The sequence below is a fragment of the Streptomyces parvulus genome (genome assembly GCF_014648855.1).
GTDB lineage: Bacteria > Actinomycetota > Actinomycetes > Streptomycetales > Streptomycetaceae > Streptomyces > Streptomyces parvulus.
On the sequence record NZ_BMRX01000003.1, the window covers coordinates 198,563 to 219,104 of the forward strand.

The 20,542-nt window shown below is 72.8% G+C and carries 22 protein-coding genes; 9 read left to right on the plus strand and 13 right to left on the minus strand.

Going from position 1 to position 20,542, the window contains the following annotated elements; translation table 11 throughout:
• Nucleotides 1-60: 60 nt before the first annotated feature.
• From IE108_RS06365 to IE108_RS06385, 5 genes are all read right to left on the minus strand, one after another.
• Nucleotides 61-1,359, minus strand: a complete 1,299-nt coding sequence (locus tag IE108_RS06365; RefSeq protein WP_064726540.1) for a DUF6986 family protein — start codon at nt 1,357-1,359, stop codon at nt 61-63.
• A gap of 162 nt (nt 1,360-1,521) precedes the next feature.
• Nucleotides 1,522-2,484, minus strand: coding sequence for an electron transfer flavoprotein subunit alpha/FixB family protein (locus tag IE108_RS06370; protein WP_064726541.1), 963 nt, complete (start codon nt 2,482-2,484; stop codon nt 1,522-1,524).
• A gap of 82 nt (nt 2,485-2,566) precedes the next feature.
• Entirely contained in the window at nt 2,567-3,355 is a 789-nt protein-coding gene (locus IE108_RS06375; protein WP_064726542.1) for an electron transfer flavoprotein subunit beta/FixA family protein, read from the minus strand.
• A 224-nt stretch (nt 3,356-3,579) separates the two neighbouring features.
• Nucleotides 3,580-4,089 carry a flavin reductase family protein gene (locus IE108_RS06380; RefSeq protein WP_064726543.1) on the minus strand — a complete coding sequence of 170 codons (510 nt, stop codon included), beginning with the start codon at nt 4,087-4,089 and terminating at the stop codon, nt 3,580-3,582.
• 145 nt (nt 4,090-4,234) lie between these two features.
• Nucleotides 4,235-4,615, minus strand: a complete 381-nt coding sequence (locus IE108_RS06385; protein WP_079163428.1) for a TlpA family protein disulfide reductase — start codon at nt 4,613-4,615, stop codon at nt 4,235-4,237.
• Nucleotides 4,616-4,879: 264 nt separating this feature from the next.
• Here IE108_RS06385 and IE108_RS06390 point away from each other — a divergent pair, with 264 nt between their 5' ends.
• Nucleotides 4,880-5,608, plus strand: a complete 729-nt coding sequence (locus IE108_RS06390; RefSeq protein ID WP_064726545.1) for a lysophospholipid acyltransferase family protein — start codon at nt 4,880-4,882, stop codon at nt 5,606-5,608.
• Nucleotides 5,609-5,618: 10 nt separating this feature from the next.
• Here the strand turns inward: IE108_RS06390 and IE108_RS06395 are convergent, their stop codons facing one another.
• The 4 genes from IE108_RS06395 to IE108_RS06410 all read right to left on the minus strand — a co-directional run bounded on the left by IE108_RS06395 (nt 5,619) and on the right by IE108_RS06410 (nt 9,546).
• Complete coding sequence (locus IE108_RS06395) at nt 5,619-6,191, minus strand: transglutaminase-like domain-containing protein (protein WP_064726546.1); 573 nt, start codon at nt 6,189-6,191, stop codon at nt 5,619-5,621.
• 87 nt (nt 6,192-6,278) lie between these two features.
• Nucleotides 6,279-7,349, minus strand: a complete 1,071-nt coding sequence (locus IE108_RS06400; RefSeq protein ID WP_064726547.1) for a threonine aldolase family protein — start codon at nt 7,347-7,349, stop codon at nt 6,279-6,281.
• Nucleotides 7,346-8,092: an SDR family NAD(P)-dependent oxidoreductase gene (locus tag IE108_RS06405; protein WP_064726548.1), complete on the minus strand. Its 747-nt coding sequence runs from the start codon at nt 8,090-8,092 to the stop codon at nt 7,346-7,348. The genes IE108_RS06400 and IE108_RS06405 overlap by 4 nt, the downstream gene beginning before the upstream one ends.
• A 56-nt stretch (nt 8,093-8,148) precedes the next feature.
• Nucleotides 8,149-9,546 carry a DUF6421 family protein gene (locus IE108_RS06410; protein WP_064726549.1) on the minus strand — a complete coding sequence of 466 codons (1,398 nt, stop codon included), beginning with the start codon at nt 9,544-9,546 and terminating at the stop codon, nt 8,149-8,151.
• Nucleotides 9,547-9,774: 228 nt separating this feature from the next.
• On the opposite strand from IE108_RS06410, the gene IE108_RS06415 reads away from it, so the two are divergent.
• Entirely contained in the window at nt 9,775-10,458 is a 684-nt protein-coding gene (locus IE108_RS06415) for a glycerophosphodiester phosphodiesterase (protein ID WP_064726550.1), read from the plus strand.
• A 4-nt stretch (nt 10,459-10,462) separates the two neighbouring features.
• Here IE108_RS06415 and IE108_RS06420 read toward each other — a convergent pair whose 3' ends face one another.
• Nucleotides 10,463-11,002 carry a GNAT family N-acetyltransferase gene (locus IE108_RS06420; RefSeq protein WP_064726551.1) on the minus strand — a complete coding sequence of 180 codons (540 nt, stop codon included), beginning with the start codon at nt 11,000-11,002 and terminating at the stop codon, nt 10,463-10,465.
• A gap of 79 nt (nt 11,003-11,081) precedes the next feature.
• Between IE108_RS06420 and IE108_RS06425 the strand changes: the two genes are divergently transcribed.
• Nucleotides 11,082-11,474 carry a VOC family protein gene (locus tag IE108_RS06425; protein ID WP_064726552.1) on the plus strand — a complete coding sequence of 131 codons (393 nt, stop codon included), beginning with the start codon at nt 11,082-11,084 and terminating at the stop codon, nt 11,472-11,474.
• A gap of 109 nt (nt 11,475-11,583) precedes the next feature.
• Nucleotides 11,584-12,348: a VOC family protein gene (locus IE108_RS06430; protein WP_064726553.1), complete on the plus strand. Its 765-nt coding sequence runs from the start codon at nt 11,584-11,586 to the stop codon at nt 12,346-12,348.
• A 19-nt stretch (nt 12,349-12,367) separates the two neighbouring features.
• Here the strand turns inward: IE108_RS06430 and IE108_RS06435 are convergent, their stop codons facing one another.
• Both IE108_RS06435 and IE108_RS06440 read right to left on the minus strand, forming a co-directional pair.
• On the minus strand, nt 12,368-12,925 hold the full coding sequence (locus IE108_RS06435; protein WP_064726554.1) for a MarR family winged helix-turn-helix transcriptional regulator: 558 nt from the start codon (nt 12,923-12,925) through the stop codon (nt 12,368-12,370).
• Nucleotides 12,922-14,634 (minus strand): FUSC family protein, encoded by a 1,713-nt coding sequence (locus tag IE108_RS06440; protein ID WP_079163429.1) that lies wholly within the window; start codon nt 14,632-14,634, stop codon nt 12,922-12,924. The genes IE108_RS06435 and IE108_RS06440 overlap by 4 nt, the downstream gene beginning before the upstream one ends.
• Before the next feature lie 210 nt (nt 14,635-14,844).
• Here IE108_RS06440 and IE108_RS06445 point away from each other — a divergent pair, with 210 nt between their 5' ends.
• From IE108_RS06445 to IE108_RS06460, 4 genes are all read left to right on the plus strand, one after another.
• On the plus strand, nt 14,845-15,390 hold the full coding sequence (locus IE108_RS06445) for a DUF5134 domain-containing protein (RefSeq protein WP_064726556.1): 546 nt from the start codon (nt 14,845-14,847) through the stop codon (nt 15,388-15,390).
• Between the two features lie 109 nt (nt 15,391-15,499).
• Nucleotides 15,500-16,435: a M56 family metallopeptidase gene (locus tag IE108_RS06450; protein ID WP_064726557.1), complete on the plus strand. Its 936-nt coding sequence runs from the start codon at nt 15,500-15,502 to the stop codon at nt 16,433-16,435.
• A 66-nt stretch (nt 16,436-16,501) separates the two neighbouring features.
• Complete coding sequence (locus tag IE108_RS06455; protein ID WP_064726558.1) at nt 16,502-17,173, plus strand: phosphatase PAP2 family protein; 672 nt, start codon at nt 16,502-16,504, stop codon at nt 17,171-17,173.
• Between the two features lie 288 nt (nt 17,174-17,461).
• Nucleotides 17,462-18,160 carry a TetR/AcrR family transcriptional regulator gene (locus IE108_RS06460; RefSeq protein ID WP_064726559.1) on the plus strand — a complete coding sequence of 233 codons (699 nt, stop codon included), beginning with the start codon at nt 17,462-17,464 and terminating at the stop codon, nt 18,158-18,160.
• Here the strand turns inward: IE108_RS06460 and IE108_RS06465 are convergent.
• Complete coding sequence (locus IE108_RS06465) at nt 18,148-19,650, minus strand: LVIVD repeat-containing protein (RefSeq protein ID WP_064726560.1); 1,503 nt, start codon at nt 19,648-19,650, stop codon at nt 18,148-18,150. The two genes, IE108_RS06460 and IE108_RS06465, sit on opposite strands and share 13 nt — an antisense overlap.
• Before the next feature lie 208 nt (nt 19,651-19,858).
• On the opposite strand from IE108_RS06465, the gene IE108_RS06470 reads away from it, so the two are divergent.
• On the plus strand, nt 19,859-20,509 hold the full coding sequence (locus IE108_RS06470; RefSeq protein ID WP_064731643.1) for a DUF305 domain-containing protein: 651 nt from the start codon (nt 19,859-19,861) through the stop codon (nt 20,507-20,509).
• Nucleotides 20,510-20,542 lie beyond the last annotated feature (33 nt).

Genomic DNA, 20,542 nt, shown 5'->3' on the forward strand with positions numbered 1-20,542 from the left:
GCGGGGGGGGCGACGCGGCGCGGCGCCGGCCGGAGCGGTCGTCCGGCCGGCCGGGGCGCCCTACTGCGCCGAGGCCGTCAGGTCCCCGCGGCGGGGCGCCGAGAAGGACTCCAGGTCGGTGCGGGTCAGGCCGGTGAGGCGGGCGACCTCGCCGTTGTCGAGGGCGCCGCAGTCCAGGCCGCGCAGGAGGTAGCCGCTGAGGGCCTTGGCGGTGGCGGGCTCGTCCATGACGTCGCCGCCGGCGCGGTTCACGTAGCGGGCGAGACGGCCGGCGGCCTGCTCGAAGCCCTCGCGGTAGAAGGCGAAGACCGCCGCGTACCGGGTGGGGATGTGGCCGGGGTGCATGTCCCAGCCCTGGTAGTAGGCGCGGGCGAGGGCGCGGCGGGTGAGGCCGTAGTGCAGGCGCCAGGCGTCGTGCACCTTGGCGGTGGGACCGACCGGCAGCACGTTGGTCGAGCCGTCCGAGACGCGTACGCCGGTGCCGGCGGCGGCGACCTGCATGACGGCCTTGGCGTGGTCGGCGGCGGGGTGGTCGCTGGCCTGGTGGGCGGCGGAGACGCCGAGGCAGGCGCTGTAGTCGAAGGTGCCGTAGTGCAGGCCGGTGGCGCGGCCCTCGGCGGCCTGGATCATGCGGGCGACGGCGGCCGTGCCGTCGGCTGCCAGGATGGACTGGCTGGTCTCGATCTGTATCTCGAAGCCGATCCGGCCGGGCGTCAGACCGCGCGCCTTCTCGAAGGCCTCCAGGAGCCGCACCATGGCCGTGACCTGCTCGGGGTAGGTCACCTTGGGCAGGGTGAGGACCAGCCCGTCGGGCAGGCCGCCGGCCTCCATCAGGCCGCTGAGGAACACGTCGAGGGTGCGGATGCCGCGGGCCCGCACCGGAGCCTCCATGCACTTCATGCGGATGCCCATGTACGGGGCGGCCGTGCCCTGTTCGTACGCCTCGGCGATCAGACGGGCGGCACGCGCGGCGGCCTCGTCCTCCTCGGCGTCGGTGCGGTTGCCGTAGCCGTCCTCGAAGTCGACTCGCAGGTCCTCGATCGGCTCGCGCTCCAGCTTGGCGCGTACGCGGCCGTACACGGGCTCGGCGAGGTCGTCGGTGAGCCCGAGGACCCGGGCGAAGGACGCGGCGTCCGGGGCGTGTTCGTCGAGGGCGGCGAGGGCCTGGTCGCCCCAGGAGCGGATGGTGCCGGCGTCGAAGACGTCCCCGGGCACGTACACGGTGTGGACGGGCTGGCGGGTGCCCGGGTCTCCGGGGTAGCGGCGCTCCAGCTCCGCGTCGACCGGTGCGAGGGAGGCACTGATCTCCTCGCCGACGGCGCCCGCGAGGCTCGTTGCCACCTTCTCCTGCTGACCCATCCCACACCCTCCTGGCTACTACTTTTCCGCTGACCGGAATCAAACATCCGTAGAGCGAAGTTATCCGCCGGTTCCCCGCCGGTCAACACCATCCTGCGCAGACGCCGAGGCCCCCGCGACCAGGACGACGGTCGCGGGGGCCTCGGCGAGGCGGCGGGACGATCAGCCCTTGCGGGACTTCACTTCCTCGGTGAGCTGCGGGACGACGTCGAAGAGGTCGCCGACCACGCCGTAGTCGACCAGGTCGAAGATCGGGGCCTCGGCGTCCTTGTTGATCGCCACGATCGTCTTCGAGGTCTGCATGCCCGCGCGGTGCTGGATCGCGCCGGAGATGCCCGAGGCGATGTACAGCTGCGGCGAGACGGACTTGCCGGTCTGGCCCACCTGGTTGGTGTGCGGGTACCAGCCCGCGTCCACCGCGGCGCGCGAGGCGCCGACGGCCGCGCCGAGGGAGTCGGCGAGCGCCTCGATGATCGCGAAGTTCTCCTCGCCGTTGACGCCGCGGCCGCCGGAGACGACGATCGCGGCCTCGGTCAGCTCCGGGCGGCCGGTCGACTCGCGCGGCGTGCGCGCGGTGACCTTGGTGCCGGTCGCGGCGGCGGAGAAGGACACCGACAGCGCCTCGACCGCACCGGCGGCGGGGGCGGGCTCGACTGCGGCGCTGTTGGGCTTGACCGTGATGACCGGGGTGCCCTTGGAGACGCGGGACTTGGTGGTGAAGGCGGCGGCGAACACCGACTGGGTGGCCACGGGGCCCTGGTCGCCGGCCTCGAGGTCGACGGCGTCGGTGATGACGCCGGAGCCCAGGCGCAGCGCCAAGCGGGCGGCGATCTCCTTGCCCTCGGCGGAGGACGGGACCAGCACGGCGGCCGGGGAGACGGCCTCGGCGGCCGCCTGGAGGGCGTCGACCTTCGGCACGACCAGGTAGTCGGCGTACTCGGCGGCCTCGTGGGTGAGGACCTTGACCGCGCCGTGCTCGGCGAGCGCGGCGGCGGTGTCGGCGGCGCCGTTGCCCAGCGCGACGGCGACCGGCTCGCCGATGCGGCGGGCCAGGGTCAGCAGCTCCAGGGTCGGCTTGCGGACGGCACCGTCCACGTGATCGACGTAGACGAGAACTTCAGCCATGGGACTTCTTCTCTCCTGCTTGCGAAAGATGAGGGGCGGTCGGCGGAGCGGGGCTCAGATGAACTTCTGGCCCGCCAGGCTGTTACACGAACTTTCGCTCCGCGAGGAAGGCGGCGAGCTGCTTGCCGCCCTCGCCCTCGTCCTTGACGATCGTGCCCGCGGTGCGCGCCGGGCGCTCGGTCGCGGAGTCCACCGCGGTCCAGGCGTTCTCCAGGCCGACCTCGTCCTCGTCGATGTCGAGGTCGGAGAGGTCCCAGGACTCGACCGGCTTCTTCTTGGCCGCCATGATGCCCTTGAAGGACGGGTAACGCGCCTCGCCCGACTGGTCGGTGACCGACACGACGGCGGGCAGCGAGGCCTCCAGCTGCTCGGTGGCCGTGTCGCCGTCCCGGCGGCCCTTGACCGTGCCGCCGTCCACGGAGACCTCGGACAGCAGCGTCACCTGCGGCACGCCCAGGCGCTCGGCGAGCAGCGCGGGGACGACGCCCATGGTGCCGTCGGTGGAGGCCATGCCGGAGATGACCAGGTCGTAGCCGGCCTTCTCGACGGCCTTGGCCAGGACCAGGGAGGTGCCGATGGCGTCGGTGCCGTGCAGGTCGTCGTCCTCGACGTGGATCGCCTTGTCGGCGCCCATGGACAGCGCCTTGCGCAGGGCGTCCTTGGCGTCCTCCGGGCCCACCGTCAGGACAGTGATCTCCACGTCGTCGTCGGAATTCTCGGAGATCTGCAGCGCCTGCTCGACCGCGTACTCGTCGAGCTCGGAGAGCAGACCGTCCACGTCGTCCCGGTCGACGGTCAGGTCATCGGCGAAGTGCCGGTCGCCGGTGGCGTCGGGCACGTACTTCACAGTGACAACGATCCTCAAGCTCACGCCGGCTCTCCTACTGCGTCGACATTTCAGTGCTGCCTCTTGCAGGCAGCATAGGCGCCCCAAGCGGCCGATCCCGGGCGGGGCGACCTGTGCTCCGCACCGGAATATTACTCGTCAGTACACCCAGTTCTTTCCCGCTAAGCAAGCGCTTTGAACTGTGACCTTCGCAACGCAGCGTAACCGGAACTCGACGCCTCCGCAGAAGCGGCCGCCACCGGCCGCGGTCAGTCGCGCAGACCGGTGTAACCGCCCTGGTGGTACAGCAGCGGCCCGCCGGCGCCCGCCGGATCGCCGGTCAGCACCTCGGCCAGCACGATGCGGTGGTCCCCCGCGGGCACCCGGGCGGCGACGCGGCACACGAGCCAGGCGAGCACGCCGTCCAGCACGGGCACACCGTGCGGGCCCGGGCGCCAGGCGGTGGGGGCCCCGAAGCGGTCGGCGCCGCTGCGCGCGAACGTGGCGGCCAGCTCCCGCTGGTGCTCGCCCAGCACGTGCACGCCGACGTACTCGGCCGCGGCGAGCGCGGGCCAGCTGGAGGAGCCGGTGCCGATGCCGAAGGAGAGCAGCGGGGGCCGCGCGGAGACCGACGTGAGGGACGTGGCGGTGAAGCCCACCGGGCCGGAGGAGCCGGCCGCGGTGATCACGGCGACCCCCGCAGCGTGCCGCCGGAAGACGGACCGCAGCAGGTCGTCGGTGGCGAGCCGCTGCGCGGCGACGTCGGATGTGGCCGTCATACGGAGGTGCCCTTCTGCGTGGCGCGACGGTCCCGGCGGCGGGGAGCGGTCATGGGGGCAGGCTGACGACGGATGGCCCGCACAGTCAAGTACGCACCGGGGCGTGGGGGCTGTGGGGGGCGCCTCACCTCCGGCGTGGCGGTGATCACACCGCCTCGCCCAGCGCGGCGATCACGTCCGCCTTGCGCGGCTGCCCGACGGCGCGCCGCACGACCCGGCCGCCCGCGTCGAGCACCAGCACGGTCGGGGTCTTCCGTACGCCGAGGGAGCGGACGAGTTCCAGGCGGGCCTCGGCGTCGATCTCGACGTGGGCGACCCCCGGGACCATGCGGGCCACCTCGCCGAGCACCCGCCGGGTGGCTCGGCAGGGGGCGCAGAAGGCGCTGGAGAACTGCACCAGCGTCGCCCGGGCGCCCAGTTCCTCCCCCAGGTCGGCCGCCTCGATGCGCGGGCCGGGGTGCCCGGACCGTCCGCCGTCGTCCTGCCCGCCCACCGGCGCGCCCCCGTTCCGCCGCTCGCGCGGCACTCATGGGCACGCCGACATGGCGCACCGCCGGTTCGGTCGTCCCCAGGTGCAGCACCCGCGGCGGCGTGGAGATTCCCGTCGACCATCGTCTTCCGGCCACCGGACGGGCGGACGAGTGATGAGGATCTCGCCGCATACGGGCACCAAGGCTGGTACACGGGCCGTTCTTGGGGCACGATCTGCGACAAGCCGTAAACCTACGGCTGCGTAACTTTCGACTGGGAGCCCCCTTCCCAGGCTGACAAGGAAGGGTCCGACCCGCCCATGGCAGAACTCGCCTACCGCCCGGCCATCGGTCTCGCCCGCACCCTGTTCAAGGTGTGGGACCTCAAGATCGACTGCCAGGGTTCGGAGAACATCCCGCGCTCGGGCGGCGCCGTGCTGGTGAGCAACCACATCAGCTACCTGGACTTCATCTTCGACGGCCTGGCGGCGCTGCCCCAGAAGCGGCTGGTGCGCTTCATGGCGAAGGAGTCGGTCTTCCGGCACAAGGTCTCCGGGCCGCTGATGCGCAACATGAAGCACATCCCGGTCGACCGCAAGCAGGGCGAGGCGGCGTACGCGCACGCCCTGGACTCACTGCGGTCGGGCGAGATCGTCGGGGTGTTCCCGGAAGCGACGATCTCCGAGTCGTTCACGTTGAAGAGCTTCAAGTCGGGTGCCGCGCGCCTGGCCCAGGAGGCCGGCGTCCCGCTGATCCCGATGGCGCTGTGGGGCACGCAGCGGCTGTGGACCAAGGGGCACCCGCGCAACTTCAAGCGCAGCCACACCCCGATCACGATCCGGGTGGGCGAGGCGATGGAGGCGTCCCGCGAGCAGTACGCGGGCGCGATCACCCGCCGGCTGCGCGAGCGTGTGCAGGAGCTGCTGGAGGCGGCGCAGCGCGCGTACCCGGTGCGCCCCAAGGGCGCGGACGACACCTGGTGGATGCCGGCCCACCTCGGCGGCACGGCGCCGACGCAGGAGCAGCTGCGCGCGGCCCAGGCGCACTGAGCCGGGCGGGTCAGAGCGCCGCGGGGAGGGTCGCCCACAGGTGCGGCCGGTCGGTGGCCGCCTTCAGGGCGGCCAGGACGGCCGGGTGCGGCGCGGCGTACAGCTCGGGGTAGTCCTCCTCGCCGGCGGCGCGGTCCGGCGTGAAGGCGAGCCGCTCCCCCGCCAGGGAGAACCGCGCGTCGACGCCGGGCTTGTTGCCGCGCGGGTCCTGGCGGTGCCAGGCGCCGTTGAAGCGTACGGCGACCAGTCCGTGCACCACGTCGAAGCGCTGGTAGCACAGGGCGGTCGGGATGTCCTCGGCCCGCAGCAGGGCGGTCAGCGCATGGGCCTTGGCGTAGCAGATGCCGGTGCGGCGCTCCAGGACGTCGGAGGCCCGCCAGGTGACGCGCGGGTCCCCGGAGTCCTGGGAGTGCGGGATGGTGTCCCGCACGAATTCGAAGGCCAGGCGTGCATAGGCATACGAGTCGGCCGCCTCCTTGGCCAGTCCGCCGGCCACCTCCCTCACCCGCGGGTGGTCGTGGTCGATGACCTCGTCGGCGGCCAGATAGGCGGACAGGTCGGGCGTCTTCTGGATCAGCTCCATGGCCGCAGAGCATAGAAACGCGGCCACCCGAACGTCAATGACTTTTCAGGTGACCGCATATCTATGCACACATGCGGGCCGGGCCGGTCAGCGCGCCATCTCCTCCTTGAGCGCCGCCACGAACGCGTCGACGTCGTCCTCGGTGGTGTCGAACGCGCACATCCAGCGGACGTCGCCGGCGGCCTCGTCCCAGAAGTAGAAGCGGAAGCGCTTCTGGAGCCGTTCGCTCACGTCGTGCGGCAGCCGGGCGAAGACCGCGTTGGCCTGCACCGGGTAGAGGATCTCCACGCCGTGCACGGCGCGCACGCCCTCGGCGAGGCGCTGCGCCATCTCGTTGCCGTGCCGGGCGTTGCGCAGCCACAGGTCCTTGGCGAGCAGCGCCTCCAGCTGCACCGACACGAAGCGCATCTTGGAGGCGAGCTGCATGGACAGCTTGCGCAGGTGCTTCATGTGGCGGACGGCGTCCCGGTTCAGGACGACGACCGCCTCGCCGAACAGGGCGCCGTTCTTGGTGCCGCCGAGCGAGAGCAGGTCGACGCCGACGGCGTTGGTGAACGTCCGCATGGGGACGTCCAGGGAGGCGGCCGCGTTGGCTATGCGGGAGCCGTCCAGGTGCACCCGCATGCCGTGGGCGTGGGCGTGTTCACAGATGGCCCGGATCTCGTCGGGCGTGTAGAGCGTGCCCAGCTCGGTGCTCTGGGTGATCGAGACGACCTGCGGCATCGCGCGGTGCTCGTCGTCCCAGCCGTACGCCTGCCGGTCGATGAGGTCGGGGGTGAGCTTGCCGTCGGGCGTGGGCACGGTGAGCAGCTTCAGCCCGCCCATGCGCTCGGGGGCGCCGCCCTCGTCGACGTTGATGTGCGCGCTCTCGGCGCAGATCACCGCGCCCCAGCGGTCGGTGACCGCCTGGAGCGCGACGACGTTGGCGCCGGTCCCGTTGAAGACCGGGAAGGCCTCGGCGCCGGAGCCGAAGTGGCTGCGGATCACCCGCTGGAGGTTCTCGGTGTACTCGTCCTCGCCGTACGCCACCTGGTGCCCGCCGTTGGCCAGCGCCAGCGCGGCGAGCACCTCCGGGTGCGCGCCCGCGTAGTTGTCGCTGGCGAAACCGCGGACCCCGGGGTCGTGATGGCGACGCGCGTCGGTCTTCGGGGGGTTCACGGCTTCTCGGTCAGCCACAGACGGTTTCCGTTCACTTCCGCGGCGGGCTTGTCCCAGACTCCGGCGACGGCCTCGGCGAGGTCACGCACGTCCGTGAAGCCCGCGAACTTCGCGTTGGGACGCTCGGCGCGCATCGCGTCGTGCACCAACGCCTTCACCACCAGGATCGCAGCCGCCGACGTCGGGCCCTGCTCGCCCCCCGCCTTGCGGAAGTAGTCCGCCATCGCCAGGGTCCAGGCCTCGGCCGCGGCCTTGGCGGCGGAGTACGCGGCGTTGCCCGCGGTGGGGTTGCTCGCGCCCGCGGCGCTGATCAGCACGTACCGGCCCCGGTCGCTGCGCTGGAGCGCCTCGTGGAAGGCGAGGGAGGTGTGCTGGACCGTGCGGATCAGCAGCAGCTCCAGCAGGTCCCAGTCGTCGAGGTTGGTCTTGGTGAAGCTCTGGCTGCCGCGCCAGCCGCCGACCAGGTGGACGAGGCCGTCGACCCGCCCGAACTCCTGCTCGGTGCGGTCGGCCCAGGCCTGGGCAGCGTCCCGGTCGAGCAGGTCCACGGTCTCGCCGGTGACGCTGGCGCCGCCGTGCGCGTAGCGGGCCGCGTCGACGGCCTCCGCGAGCCGTTCCGGGTCGTTGTCCGAGCCGACGACCGTCGCGCCCGCCTCGGCGAGCCGCAGCAGGGCGGCCCGTCCGGCGGGTCCGCCCGCCCCGGCCACCGCGATCACCGCGCCGTCGAGCGCCCCGTTGCCCATGGTCCTCGCCTCCCGAGCCTGTGCCTGCCGCGTCCGTGCCTGTCCGGTGCCGTCGCTCACGCGGCGGCCCGCTCGGCGCCGGCCGCGGTGATGCCCCGGGTAGAGGCAATCACCTTCTTCAGCTTCTTGGACAGCGCCTCGTAGAACATGCTCAGCGGAAACTCGTCCGGCAGCACGTCGTCGACCAGCTTGCGCGGGGGCAGGGTCAGGTCGAGGGCGTCGGGGCCCTTCGCCCACTTCGAGCCCGGGTGCGGGGCGAGGTAGGTGGAGACCAGCTCGTAGCCGGCGAACCAGTGGACGATCTTCGGGCGGTCGATGCCGTCCCGGTAGAGCGTCTCGATCTCGGCGCACAGCTGGTTGGTGACCTCGGGGGCGCGCTGCCAGTCGATGAACAGCTTGTTGTCGGTCCAGCGCACGACGTCGTGCTTGTGCAGGTAGGCGAAGAGGAGCTGACCGCCGAGCCCGTCGTAGTTGCGCACGCGCTCACCGGTGACCGGGAAGCGGAACATGCGGTCGAAGAGGACCGCGATCTGCACGTCGCGGGCCTGCGGCACGCCGTCCGCCTCCAGCCGCACGGCCTCGCGGAAGGCGGTGAGGTCGCAGCGCAGCTCCTCCAGGCCGTACATCCAGAACGGCTGGCGCTGCTTGATCATGAACGGGTCGAACGGCAGGTCGCCGTGGCTGTGGGTGCGGTCGTGGACCATGTCCCACAGGACGAAGGCCTCTTCGCAGCGCTTCTGGTCGTCCACCATCGCGGCGACGTCCGCGGGCAGCTCGACGCCCAGGATGCCGACGGCGGCCTCCGTGACGCGGCGGAAGCGCGCGGCCTCGCGGTCGCAGAAGATGCCGCCCCAGGAGAAGCGCTCGGGGGCCTCGCGCACGGCGATCGTCTCCGGGAAGAGGACGGCCGAGTTGGTGTCGTAGCCGGCCGTGAAGTCCTCGAAGGTGATGCCGCAGAACAACGGGTTGTCGTAGCGGGTGCGCTCCAGCTCGGCCAGCCAGTCGGGCCAGACCATGCGCAGCACGACCGCTTCGAAGTTGCGGTCCGGATTGCCGTTCTGCGTGTACATCGGGAAGACGACCAGGTGCTGGAGGCCGTCCGCGCGGTTGGCGGCGGGCTGGAAGGCCAGCAGCGAGTCGAGGAAGTCGGGCACCCCGAAGCCGCCGTCGGCCCAGCGGCCGAGGTCGGTCACCAGGGCCTCGTGGTAGGCACGGTCGTGCGGCAGGAGCGGGGACAGCTCGCGGACCGCCTCGGCGACACGGCGTACGGCGTCCTCGGCCGCACCGCGCCCCGGCGCGCCCTCGGCGTCGAAGTCGATCGACCCGTCCTTGGACTGCCATGGCCGGATCCGCTCCACGGCATCCTTGAGCACGGGCCACGCCGGGTGCTCCACCACCCTGCTCGCGGGAGGAATGTTTCCCTCCGCACCCACCTGCACAAGAATTTCCGTCATGTCCCATCCTCCACAAGAGAAGCTTGCGTCAGGACACCGTATGCGTACGAGGTTTCTCCCAGCAAGGGGAGCCCCCGTAAATTATCCTGCCGCACCCGGTGCTCCACCGCATTTTTTCCTGCGGGACGCCCAGGCTCGTATACCACGCGCGGCAGAGGGGAAACGGTCCCGCAGGGCCGTTAGGCTGCCGCCCTGCCACCGCCGACGTCGACGGAAGCGAGTCGAGCCTTGAACTTCCTCACCATCGGTCACCGCGGAGCGATGGGTCTCGAACCCGAGAACACCCTGCGCTCCTTCGTCACCGCCGAGCAGGCCGGCCTCGACGTCGTCGAACTGGACCTGCACCTCAGCAAGGACGGCGCGCTCGTCGTCATGCACGACGCCGAGGTGGACCGCACCACCGACGGCACGGGTGCGATCGCCGAGAAGACCCTCGAGGAGCTGCGCGCGCTGGACGCGGGCCGCGGGGAGCGCGTCCCGGTCTTCGAGGAGGTGCTGGACGCCGTCTCCGTGCCGCTGCAGGCCGAGATCAAGGACGCGGCGGCCGCCCGCACGCTCTCCGAGGTGATGCTCCGCCGGGACCTGGTGGACCGGGTCGAGGTGATCTCGTTCCACGACGAGGCCATCGTGGAGATCGCCCGGCTGGTGCCGGGGGTGCGCACCGCCCTGGTCGCGCAGTACTACGGCCCCGAGGTCGTGGACCGGGCCGTGGAGGCGGGCGCCGGGACCCTGTGCCTGGACATCAACCGGATCACGCTGGAGATCGTGGAGCGCGCCCGCAAGGCGGGGCTGCGGGTCTTCTCCTGGACCGTCAACACCCAGGACCAGCTGCGGCTGGTGCGCGCCCTCGGCCTCGACGGTGCGACGACCGACTACCCGGAGATCAAGCGCACCGGCCGCTTCACCGCCTGAAGGCTCAGGCCAGCGGCTTGACCAGCAGCTCGAACCGCAGGTCGTCGCGCTGGGGGACGCCGAAGCGCTCGTCGCCGTACGGGAAGGGGGTCATCTCTCCCGTACGGCGGTAGCCGCGGCGCTCGTACCAGGCGATGAGGTCCTCTCGGACGGAGATGACGGTCATGTGCATCTCCGCGACGCCCCACTCCTCGCGGGCCCGCCGTTCCGCCTCGGCGAGGATCGCCCTGCCCAGGCCCGCGCCCTGGAGCACGGGGCTGACGGCGAACATGCCGAAGTAGGCGTTCGTCCCGCGGTGCTCCAGCTGGCAGCAGGCCACGACGCGGCCCTCCCGCTCGACCGTCAGCAGCCGGCTGTCCGGCGACTTCACGACGTCCAGCACGCCCTGGGGGTCCGTGCGCTGTCCCTGGAGGATGTCCGCCTCGGTGGTCCACCCGGCCCGGCTGGACTCGCCGCGGTACGCGGACTGGATGAGTGCCACGATCCCGTCCACGTCGGCTTCGGTGGCGTCGCGGTAGCTCAGGGGGCTGGCGGTGGTGTCCATGGGTGGGGCGTTCTCCGGTTCGTTCGCTGGCGCGGCGCGGGCACCGACGAGCGTAACGCCGCCAGTAGGGTCGGGACGCATGGTGCATGTACTCAGCAGCCGGATCCTGCTCCGGCCCACCGACCCCGAACGCTCCCGCGCCTTCTACGGCGAGCAGCTCGGCCTCGCCGTCCACCGGGAGTTCGGCACCGGCCCCGAGCGGGGCACCGTGTACTTCCTGGGCGGCGGCTTCCTCGAAGTGTCCGGGCGCTCCGAGGCCCCGCCGTCCCCGGCGCTCCAGGTGTGGCTCCAGGTCGAGGACGCCGCGGCGGCCCACGACGAACTGCGCGCCGAGGGCGTCGAGATCGTGCGGCCGCCGGTCGAGGAGCCGTGGGGGCTGGTGGAGATGTGGATCGCGGATCCGGACGGAACCCGGATCGTCCTGGTGGAGGTGCCCGCAGGGCACCCGCTGCGTTACCGGCCCGGTATCTGAGGGGCCTGCGGAAGGCGCAGTCCCCCGCCGGATGGCCCCGGCACCGGGGCGGCCTTAGCGTGCTGGGAGGGGCGGACGGCTCGTGTCCCGGCGGAGGAGGCCCCACGCGATGAAGCTCCACGAACCGGTGACCGGCGGCCCCTGCTGGGCGGAGCTGGGCACCGACGACCTGGCGGCGGCCGAACGCTTCTACGGCGGACTCTTCGGCTGGCGGCCCGAGACGGAGCCGGGGCAGCGGGCGAGTGGCCACACCGTCGCCCGCCTCGGCGGCGCCGCGGTGGCCGGCCTGACCCCCCTGTCGCGGCCCGGGCAGCCCGTCGCGTGGGACGTGGTGTTCGCCGTGCGCGACGCGGACACCGCGGTCCGCCAGGTGACGGCGGCCGGCGGGACGGTGGCCGAGGGACCCGTGGACGTGCCCGGCCACGGCCGCTTCGTGGTGGTCGTGGACCCCACCGGAGCGCTGTTCCAGCTGTGGCAACCCGGCTCCTTCACCGGCGCGGGAGTGCTGAACGCGCACGGCTCGCTGGGCTGGGTGGAGCTGCTGACCCGCGAGCCCGACCGCGCCGCCGACTTCTACACCACGGTGTTCGGCTGGACCGTCACCGCCTCGGCGTACTACCCGCAGTGGGGCATCGGCGGCGCGGACTTCGGGGGCATGGTGACCATGGACGACAAGTTCCCGCACGAGGTGCCCGCGCACTGGCTGCCCTATTTCGCCGTGACGGACGTGGACACCGCGGCGGCCGGCGCCACCGACGGCGGCGGCACGGTGCTGATGGAGCCCGTCTCACCGCCCGACGGACCGCGGATCGCGGTACTGCGCGACCCGCGGGGCGCGATGTTCGGCGTGTACCGGGCGGGGGACGAGCGCTGAGGGAGTCGCCGCCGCGGCTTCAGACCCGCAGCGCGTCGAGCCGGCCCTCCAGCTGGCCGAGCAGCCCGCCGAGGAGCGTCGCCAGCTCGTCCTGCCGCCGCCCGTCGACCCCCGAGAGGACGGCGGCCTCGTAGGAGAGCTGCTCGGGCAGGATGCCGTCGACGAGGTCGCGTCCGCCGTCCGTGAGGCGGACGTGCGCGACGCGGCGGTCGCGGGTGTCGCCGCGCCGATCCACCAGGCCTCGCTCGGTGAGCTGCTTGAGGCGCTTGGTGACCGCGGCGCCGGAGGAGAAGGTCTCGCGGGCGAGGTCGCCAGGGGTCAGCTCGTGGCCGGTGCGGCGCAACGCGCCGAGCAGGTCGAACTCGGCCCGGCTCAGGCCCGCCCGGCGGAGCGGGGCGTCCTCGGCCTGCTGGAGGAGCGCGGCGCAGCGGTTGATCCGGCCGATGATCTCCATCGGCCCGGTGTCGAGGTCCGGGTGGACCGCCCGCCACTGCCGCACGACCGCGGCCACGGTGTCGCCGCCCGGCCCCCCTCTCCGGTCGCCCCCGGTCGCCGAGCCCCCGTCGGTTGCCGTCATGGCCGTACGTCCTCCGCTCTCGCGCTCGTGTCCAGTTCCGGGCGCGCCGCCCGGCGCCGCACCGCTGCGGCGAGCGTACGGTGTCCGGACTGCTCGGCGAGCACGACCCTCTCCTGCGGCAGCGCGCGTCCCCACCATTCGCCGGCCGCGGCGTCGACGGTGGCCCGCAGGTCGGTCAGCGCGGCGGCGAGGGCCCGGCGGGCCGGCTCCAGGGCGCGGGGCGACGGCTCCGGGTCCGCCAGGACGCGCGCGGTGTGCTCCCGGGCCCGGTCGGCGGCGAGCAGGGCCCGCTCCACCCGGTTCCCGGCACCCCGGTCGGTGACGGCGACGGCGGCCAGGAAGCCGACCAGGGCGCCGACGACGGTGTCCACCACCCGCTCCGTGATCAGGGAGCCCGGTTCCTGATACCCGGCGAACTCGGTGATGAGCAGCGCCATCGGGGTCACGCAGACGCTGCCCAGCCAGTAGTTGCGGGTGATGAGTGCCTCGGCGCCGAAGTTCAGGGCCAGGCAGAGCAGGACGAGCGGCGCCGGTCCCAGGTGCGCGAGGGGTGCTATGGCGGCGAAGAGCAGCACTCCGGCGAGGTTGCCGACCACGCGCTGCACGGCCCGGCTCCAGGTGAGGGTGAGGTTGGCCTGGTACAGGGCGGCGGCGGTGACCAGCGCCCAGTAGGGGCGGCCGATGCCGAGGGCCAGCGAGGCGTAGCCGGCCAGGGCGCAGCCCAGGGCGGTGCGTACCGCGACCGGGACCGTCGGGCCGAGCCGGCGCCGCAGGGGGGCCGGGCTGGCGGCGAGTTCGGCGTCGGCGCCGAGGAGTTCGTCTGCGACGGCGGGACCGTCGCCGGTGCGCGGGACCCGTCCGGAGCCGCGCAGCGCGCGGGCCCAGGCGCGCAGGGGCTCGGGGTCGGTGTCGGCCGGGGCGGCGAGCGCCACCTCGGCGCGGACGACGAGGCGCTCCAGGGCGTGCCGGGTGCCGGCCCGCGCGCCGGTGGCGGGGACGGCCAGCAGCGTCTGCCAGGCGTTCTGCACCGCGGCGTACCCGGCCGCGCGGGCGGCGGCGTGACCGTCACCGGCACCTCGGTCGCCGGCGCAGGCGGCCGCCGCGTTCAGGGCCTGGGCGGTGGCCCGGCGTTCCGGGCCGTGCGGCCGGACCAGGGAGGGTGCCATGCCGACCAGCCACGCCCAGGCACCGGCCGCCGCGGCCAGCGCCAGGTGGGCGGGGATCTGCGCGAGGGTCTGCGGGACGAAGAGGGCGGCGGAGCTGATGAAGGTCAGGACCACGTTGCCCGGCGGTCCGACGCGGGTGGCGTCGCACAGGGCCTTCTGCACGGCCGCCAGCAGCGCCCCGACGGTGACCAGGACGACGGCGTTCCGGGTGAGCGAGGCGGTCACCAGGGCGACGGCGACCCCGCCGAGCATGCCGAGGACGACCCCGGCGAGGACCCGGGCGCGGGCGGCGTAGGGGCGGTTGTGGGCGTAGAGCGCGCACAGGGACCCGGCCATCGTGTACATCGCCAGGTCGAGCCGGCCGAGCGCCAGCAGGAGCAGGTTGGGCGGGGCGACGGCGGCGACCGAACTCAGGGCGGGCTTGAACCAGATCTCGGAGGGCCGGCGCAGCCGCAGCACTCCGGTCAGGGACAGGTGTCGGCGCCGCCGCGGGGCGGGAGAGCCGGGAGAACCAGAAGGGGCGGAGGGGGGCGCACTGCTCATGGCAACGAGCTTAACAGGTGTTTTACCCGTGAATTATTGACGTTGACGGCACCGCCCTCGCCTCGACGCACTCCCCCACCACCGCCCCGACCAGCGGCGATCCCCCGCGCTCCCCCGAATACCCCCTGCGTGACCCCTTGCGCTCGCGTGCGCGCCGCACGGCCGGGGCAGGCCTTGTCCGACCGTGGACCGCCGAACGGGGAGGTGCGTGTGCACGGACCGGCGTCGCCCGGATGGCTGCTGGTCGCGCTGTGCGCGGCGACCGGCGCCTACTGCCTGCTGCGGATGCGCAGCCGTGACGAGGAGGCCCGCCGCGCGGCTGGCGGCGAGGCCCTGATGGGGTTCGGCATGGCCGTGATGGCCGTGCCCGCGGCGGTCTTCACCCCGCCGGCGTGGACCTGGGCCGGCTACGCGACGGTGTTCGGCGCGGCCGGGCTGCGTGCCCTGTGGGCGGCCGCGCGGTACGGCGGACACCACCTGCACCACCTCGTCGGGGCCGCGGCGATGGTCTACATGGCGGTGGTGATGGCCGGCTCACCCGCCCACGCCCACGGCGCCTCGGGCCCGCCGGCCGCGACCGGCGCACTGCTCCTCTACTTCACCGGGTACGTCCTGCTGACCGGAGTGCGCCTGCTGCCGGTGACGGCCGTCGCCGGGGGCGGACCGGCGCCGGGGTGGGGCGACCGGCCGGAGCTGGCCCGGGCCTGCCGCCTCTCGATGGGCATCGCGATGCTGGCCATGCTGGCCCCGATGTGACCGGCCACCGGCCCGCCGTGACCGGGGGCGCCGGGGCGCAATCGTTGCCTGCGTCACTTTGCGCGCCGGTCCGTACTGCCGGGCGGTACCGCGCTCATAGGCTGCCCCCATGATTCTCCCCGCGGCACTGCTGCTGCTCGGCGCCCTGACGGCCGTGCTCGCCCCGAGGCTGCTGGCCCGGGCGGACTGGCCGGACCGCGAACCGGTGGTCGCGCTGTGGGTGTGGCAGTGCGTGGTGGCGGCGGTGCTGGTGTGCTGCGCGCTGTCGATGACGTTCAGCGCGGCGGCGGCCTGGCACGCGGTGGGCGGACCGGTGTTCGCGACCGCGCCCGGCCCGGTGGTCGAGGCGTACGCCCTGGGCACGTCCGGCCTCTGGGCGGACACGACCGCCCTCACCCTGGCCTGCGCCGGGCTGTGGAGCGCGGCGATGCTGGTGCGGGAGGTCGTCCGGGCGCGGGCCAGGCGCCGGGTCCGACGGGCCGAACTGCTGCTCCGCGCACCGCTGTTGCCGGGTGAGGAGCCCGGCCCGGACCGGCTCGTCGTGCTGGAGGGCGAACGGCCGGACGCCTGGTGGCTGCCCGGCACTCCCCCGCAACTGGTCGTCACCACCGCCGCGCTGGCCCGCCTCAAGGGCCGTCAGCTGGACGCGGTGCTCGCCCACGAGAAGGGGCACGCGCAGGCGCGGCACGACTGGCTGCTGCACTGCTCGGCGGCGCTGGCGGACGGGTTCCCGCAGGTTCCGGTCTTCGCCGCGTTCCGCGACGAGATGCACCGCCTGGTGGAACTGGCCGCCGACGACGTGGCGTCCCGCCGCTTCGGCCGCCTGACGACCGCCCTGGCGCTGGTGGAACTCAACGAGGACCGCGGCGTGTTCGGCCCGTGCCCGACCCCGCAGGCCCAGGTCCCGCAGCGGGTGCACCGGTTGCTCACGCCGCCCGACCGGCTCTCGGCGGCGCGCCGGCTGCGGCTGACGGCGGCGGCCGCACTGGTGCCGGCGGTGCCGGTGCTGGTGGCGTTCGCGCCGGGGCTGCGCGCCCTGGGGTGACCGGCCGCACACCGCACGTACCCCGGGAATTCGCCTCCGGGCCACCTGGTCGGCGAGTATCGCAGCATGCAGACGCCGCCGGTCGACTCCCCGCCCACCGAACCGCGCCCCCGTACGGCGCTCGGCGCCGCCTGGGTGCTGGCGGTGTGCTCCGCGCTGCTGCTCACGCTGGTGGCCGTCGAGTGGGGGCCGCTGATCCGCCTCGACGACGACATCGCCACCACGACGCACCGCTGGGCCGTGGACGAACCCGGTGTCACCCAGGTCATGCGGGTCCTCACGGACTGGGTGTGGGACACCTGGACGATGCGACTGCTGTGCGCGGTGGTCGTGTTGTGGCTGTGGTTCCGGCGCGGCGACCGGTGGACCGCCGTATGGCTGGGGGCCGCCTGTGTGCTGGGCAGCCTCCTCCAGCAGGTCCTGAAGGCGGCGGTGGACCGCCCCCGCCCCGTGTGGCCCGACCCCGTGGACTCCGCCCACTACGCGGCCTTCCCGTCCGGCCACGCCATGACGGCGACCTTCGTGTGCGGCCTCCTGGTGTGGCTCGTCCACTACTACGGCGCCTCTCCCGCCCTGCGCCGCGCCGCCTGGGCCGTGGCCGCGGTCTCCGTGGCGGGTGTCGGTGTGACCCGGGTGTGGCTGGGCGTGCACTGGGCGACGGACGTGGCCGGCGGCTGGCTCCTCGGCGTCCTGGTCACGGTGGCCGCCGTGCTGGTGCACCGGCGCCGCCATCCCTGAGTCCGGCACCCGCGGCGCCTCGCAGGATCCGCCCGTGGACGCCGTGCTGTTCGACTTCTCCCCCTGGAGGCCGCCGGGGGCGCTGCCCGGCGGGACCGCTGCCGGTGCTCGACCTGGTGCGCCCCAACCTGGAGGCCGTAGCCCGGGGCAACCACCGCGCCGGGGTGAGTCCGTCCCGGACGATCCCCCGTGTCGCCCGGGACGGACGATGACAGGACCGGACCACGAGGGCCGGTCGGTCTGCGCCGAGTATAGTTGGCTGCCAGCCAGTCAACGCAGGAGTACAGCATGTCCCCGCGCAGCGCCTCGGTCAATGAAGAGTTGCGGCGGCGTTCGAAGGAGCGGCTTCTGCAGGCCGCGGTGGAGCTGGTCGGCGAGTTCGGGTACGAGGCGACCACGCTGGGCGCCATCGCCGACCGGGCGGGGTCGGCACGCGGTCTGGTCTCCTACTACTTCCCCGGCAAACGCCAGCTCGTGCAGTCCGCCGTGCACCGGCTGATGCACCGCACGCTGGAGGAGGCGCTGGAACGCGAGCCGGCCACCTCCGACGGCGCGGAGCGGATGGCACGGGCCATCGACGCGATCCTGGGCCTGGCCCGTGACCGGCCGGTGCTGATGCGCCAGCACATGGCGGGCCTGCTCCAAGCCGAGGTGGGTTTCGTGCCGTGCCCCGAGCAGCGCAGGCTGGCGGAGCTGCTGCGCGACACCGTCGCCCGGCACGGGTCGCGGGACGTCGACCGCGACTACCCGATGCTGCGCGCACTGCTGATGGGCGCCGTCTTCGCGGCCCTGGTGCCGGGCGTGCCGATGCCCGTGCCGGTGCTGCGCGCCGAGCTGTTCAAGCGCTACCGGCTGGAGTGGAGGACGGGTGTCCCGCCGGACGCCGAGGCGCCCGACGGGACGGGGTGCGACACGGATCTGTCGCGGTTCTTCGCGACCGGCGGTCCGGAGACCGGCGGCCCGGACGGTGCGGCTCAGTCGAAGTAGTCCGGCTGCGTCTGCGTGTTCAGCTCGTCGAGGCGGACACGCTTCGCCGGGTCGGTGCGCCGGTCGTCGAGCCTGAGGACGTCGAAGCCCTTGGCGATGTCGTTCGAGTAGATGTAGCCGTTGTAGTAGTACGCCGACCAGGAACCGCCGGTGGTCATGCCGTCCGTGGTCAGCGGTCCGCGCTCGAAGTAGGCGATCTCCTTCGGGCGCCTGGAGTCGGTGAACTCCCAGACGGAGATGCCGCCCTGGTACCAGGCCTGCACCATGATGTCGCGGCCCTTGACCGGGATCAGCGAGCCGTTGTGGGCGACGCAGTTCTCGGTGTCCGCCTGGTGGCGCGGGATCTTGAAGTAGCTGCGGAAGACCAGCTTGCGGTGGTCGCCTCGGCCGACGAGGTCGTAGATGCCGTCGGCGCCCCGGTTCGGGCCGATCTCCGCGTTGCAGGTGGCCGCACCGCCGCCGCCCAGCTCGTCGGTGAAGACGACCTTGTCTGCCTTCTGGTTGAAGGTCGCCGAGTGCCAGAACGCGAAGTTCACGTTGTCCTGGACCCGGTCGATGACCTTCGGGCGCTCGGGGTCCTTGATGGAGAACAGGATGCCGTCACCCATGCAGGCGCCGGCGGCCAGGTCCTCGGACGGCAGCACGGTGATGTCGTGGCAGCCGGTGGTCTTGGAGACGCCCGGGTTGGTCGGTCCGCCCGGGTTGCCGCCGCCGTCGGGGCCCTCACCGGGGAACAGCACCGGGAAGTCCACGACCGCAGCCCGCTCGGGCGCCTTGCGCGGCACCTTGATGACGGAGATGCCGTCGTGCGGCGGCTGGCAGTCGGGGTACGCGGCGCTCGGCGAGTACGACGAGACGTAGACGTAGACGTCCTTGCGCTCGGGCACCAGCGTGTGGGTGTGCGAGCCGCAGGCGGTCTCGACGGCGGCGACGTACTTCGGGTTCCGCTTGTCGCTGATGTCGAAGACCTTCATGCCCTCCCAGGAGGACTTCTCGGTCGCCGGCTGCGTGGTGCTGTTGCAACTGCTGTCGCTGCGCGAGGAGTCGGTCGACAGGAACAGCAGATCGCCGGAGACGGAGATGTCGTTCTGCGAGCCGGGACACAGCACCTGGGCGACGGTCTTCGGCTTCTTCGGGTTCTTGATGTCGAAGATGCGGAAGCCGTCGTAGTTGCCGGCGAAGGCGTACCGGCCCTGGAAGGCCAGGTCCGAGTTGGTGCCCGGAAGCGCGTCCTTGGGGATGTTCGTCAGGTGCTCGATGTTGTCCGAGTGGACGATCTCGTCCTGACCGGGTATCTCGCCGCTCTCTATCGCCTCGCGCACCTCGGCGCGCGCGCTCTTGGACACCTCCTTCGACGTGGCCGGGCTGTCCCCGGGGTCGGGGGTCGCGACGGCCGGGCCGGCGGTGAGCAGCGCGGAAAGCAGTCCGGCGGCGACCGCCGCGACTCCCAGGCGTCTGCGCCGCGTTCGCGGGTCGTTCAACAGGGTCACTGTTTCCTCCCTAGCTCCGTTCCCGTTGGAACGGTTCACACACGACGCAGTATCGTCTTCGCCATGCTCATACCAACAGGGGGCAACAAACACGCAATGAAGTTTTTTGATCAGTGACGCGCGGAAGCGTGCTAGGACGGTCATCGCACCCACGAGGTGTTCCACATCCCGCCTGCAACAGGAGGCTGTTGTGCCCTTCCGCCCCGCGATGTCCGGCGCGTCCCTCGCCGCGGCCTCGCTGGCCGCACTGGCCGTGCTCGGCCTGAGCGCCTGCGATTCGGACTCGGACTCGGAGACCCGGTCGGCCGCCGCGACCGGCCCCTCGGTGATCGCTCCCGGCCGGCCGGGCGAGGGGAACCGGACGCTGTCCGCCGAGGACGCCGAGAAGCAGCGGGCCGACGACGACTCCCCCAACTCCGCGGACGTCTCGTACGCGCGGATGATGATCCAGCACCACGCGCAGGCCCTGGAGATGACCGAACTCGTGCCGCGGCAGGCCGAGTCGGAGCGGGTCAGGAAGCTCGCCGAGAGGATCTCCGCGGCCCAGGGGCCCGAGATCGAGGCGATGCGGGGCTGGCTGAAGAACCACGGCGAGAAGGAGGACGCAACGGGCGGCGCGCACGACCACGCCGCGATGCCCGGCATGGCGACCGAGGCGCAGCTGAAGAAGCTGCGCGCGGCGCGGGGCGACGCCTTCGACCGGCTCTTCCTCACTCTGATGATCACCCACCACGAGGGCGCGATCACCATGGCCACCGACGTCAAGTCGGAAGGCAACAACGTGCAGGTCGAGGAGATGGCCGACGACGTGGCCGCCCAGCAGACGAGCGAGATCTCCCGGATGCGCGAGATGCTCTGACGTCCGGCCCGCGAGGGGGCGGCGGACGCGGGG